This is a genomic window from Collinsella sp. SGI.178 (assembly GCF_050313495.1).
Classification (GTDB): domain Bacteria; phylum Actinomycetota; class Coriobacteriia; order Coriobacteriales; family Coriobacteriaceae; genus Collinsella.
In genome coordinates this window covers 1-2,378 of the sequence record NZ_JBNPLM010000043.1, presented here as the reverse complement: position 1 = coordinate 2,378, position 2,378 = coordinate 1, and the positions used below count along the sequence as shown (strand labels likewise).

Here is a 2,378-nt window from a genome sequence, read left to right as displayed (position 1 = left end):
CTCCAACGGATGGCCTAACTTAGTCATTGCTTCGGTAATCGACTCAAGGAGGCCGGAAAGGAAATGATCGGCATGTCAACTATTCTAGCAATCAAGCAGCGCGCTGCCCGTGGCGACAGCGTCGCCCAGATAGCCAGGGAGGAGGGAATCTCCGAGCCCACGGTGCGCAAATACCGCGACATGGACGACTTCTCCCCTCAGGTCAAGCCCAGGAAGAGGCGCGGTTCGAAGCTTGACCCGTTCAAGGCGACGATAGATCGTTGGCTTGCGGAGGACAGGAAGCGGCGCCCCAAGCAGCGACACACGGCCCAGCGGGTATTCGACCGGCTCGTCGCGGAATGCGGCTACGACGGCAGCTACACAATCGTCCAGGCCTACGTCAAGAAGCGCAAAGCCGAGCTCAAAGGCGCCAAAGACGAGTTCCTCAACCTCGAATGGGCGCCCGGCGAGGGGCAGGTCGACTTCGGCGTGTGCGACTTCAGGGTGCTGGGCGTCATGCGCGAGGTGCACTACCTGGTGGTCACCTTCCCGTTCTCCAACGTGTCGCTGGCGCAATGCTTCTGGGGCGAGACGTCGGAATGCGTCTGCGAGGGCCTGAAGGCCGTGTTCGAGTTCTGCGGGGGCGTGCCCACCCGGTTGGTGTTTGACAACGCCACGGGCGTCGGCAGAAGGGTCGGCCAGGTTGTCAGCACCGCCGACACGTTCACGCGCTTCGCCGCCCACTACGGGTTCGACTTCTCCTTCTGCAACCCCAACTCCGGCCACGAGAAGGGCTCCGTGGAGAATGCCGTCGGGGCCATCCGGCGCAACCTGTTCGTCCCCGTTCCCCGCATCGACAGCCTGCCCGCCTACAACAAGCGGATCCTCGGCAGGTGCCTGGATCGCGCCGGCAAGGACCATTACCTCAAAGGGGAGCCCGAGCGCCAGCTGTTCATGGAGGACTGCGTGGCCATGGCCGACCTGCCGGCGAAGCCCTTCCGCGTCGCGAAGATAGTCACGGCCAAGACCGACAAGTACGGCGACGCGTGCCTCGACGGCAGACACCGCTACCCGCTCGGGCCGGACCACGGCGAGGAGAGGGTGATCGTCGAGCTGGGCGCATTCCGGGTAGCCTTCTACGACGGCGAGGGCACGCAGATCGCCGCCTTCGACCGAGCATACGGGGATGCGCCCACCAAGGCCAGCGACCCCATGTCGCAGCTGGCGCTCCTTTGCAGGAAGCCGGGCGGATGGCAGAACAGCGCCGTCAGGGCGACCTTGCCGAAATCGCTGGCCAGGTCGATGGATTCCATGGGCAGGGCCGACAGGGGCACGATGCTCAGGATGCTTCGCGACGTCAGCGCGGATGCGGGCTACGAGGCCGCGGTAGCGGCGATGGCCGCGCTCGGCGCCGACGGCGGCGTCCCCAGCCGCGCTGACGTCGCATTGGCTGCCGCATGCACGGCGAACGGCCAAGGGTCCATCGCATACGACGACAGCCCCGACCTCGGAATGTACGACGCCGTCTTCGCAAAGGAGGCCTAGCCATGGACATCGAGCAGATGACGAGGGGCCAGATCGAGGCGGAGTTCGCCGCGCTGGCCAGGACCATGTACTTCACCAAGTCGACGATCGCGGCGTTTTCCAAGGATGCCACGCGAGGCCAGCTGGTGGCTGCATGCGAGCTGATCAGGAGCGAGAACGCCACCAGGGAGGAGAACAGGAAGGCAAGGCTCATGAGGCAGGCCAAATTCCCGGCCGTGAAGTCGGTCGCGGACTTCGACTTCGGCGAGGTGTCCTTCCCAGACGGCTACACCGTCGATGACCTGGTGTCATTGGAGTTTGTCCGGCAGGCCCAGGACTTCGTGTTCTACGGAGGATGCGGACGCGGAAAGACCCACCTGTCGATCGCACTGGGCGTGCTGGCGGCCGAGCGGGGCTACAAGGTCAGGTACTTCGAGACCGCGTCGCTGGTGCTGATGCTGAAGGCGGCCGTCGCCGACAACAGGCTCGAGCAGGTGCTTCGCGACATAGCCAAGGCAGACCTGCTGATAATCGACGAGTACGGCTACATCCCGATAGACATCGAGGGCGCTCGGCTGCTCTACCAGGTGATGTCGGCAACGTACGAGACGAGGAGCATGATCGTCACAACCAACATAGAGTTCGGCAAATGGGGCACTGTGCTGGGAGACGCACACCTGGCCACGGCGACGATTGACAGGATCATGCATCATGGTCGGCTGGTTGAGTTCGGCGGGCAGAGCAGAAGGTTCGAGGAAGCCTTGATGATGGGAAGATCGGACAGTTAGCGAAGAAAGGGTGCGGCACCTTTGCAAAACGGTGAAACCCGAAAGAAATTAGTCGTGAAATCCTAAATTTAGTTGTTGTGAAAAACA

General features: G+C 63.0%; 2 protein-coding genes. Both read left to right on the top strand.

Annotated features, from left to right (window positions below; genetic code table 11):
* The first annotated feature begins 72 nt into the window (after positions 1-72).
* Positions 73-1,524 (top strand): IS21 family transposase, encoded by a 1,452-nt coding sequence (gene istA, locus ACQRAQ_RS08505; RefSeq protein WP_244595125.1) that lies wholly within the window; start codon positions 73-75, stop codon positions 1,522-1,524.
* A gap of 2 nt (positions 1,525-1,526) precedes the next feature.
* Positions 1,527-2,291, top strand: coding sequence for an IS21-like element helper ATPase IstB (gene istB / locus ACQRAQ_RS08500; protein WP_273339942.1), 765 nt, complete (start codon positions 1,527-1,529; stop codon positions 2,289-2,291).
* Positions 2,292-2,378 lie beyond the last annotated feature (87 nt).

Excerpts from the sequence above, each read along its gene's own strand:
- istA (WP_244595125.1), top strand. The coding sequence starts at position 73 with ATGTCAACTATTCTAGCAATCAAGCAGCGCGCTGCCCGTGGCGACAGC.
- istB (WP_273339942.1), top strand. The coding sequence starts at position 1,527 with ATGGACATCGAGCAGATGACGAGGGGCCAGATCGAGGCGGAGTTCGCC.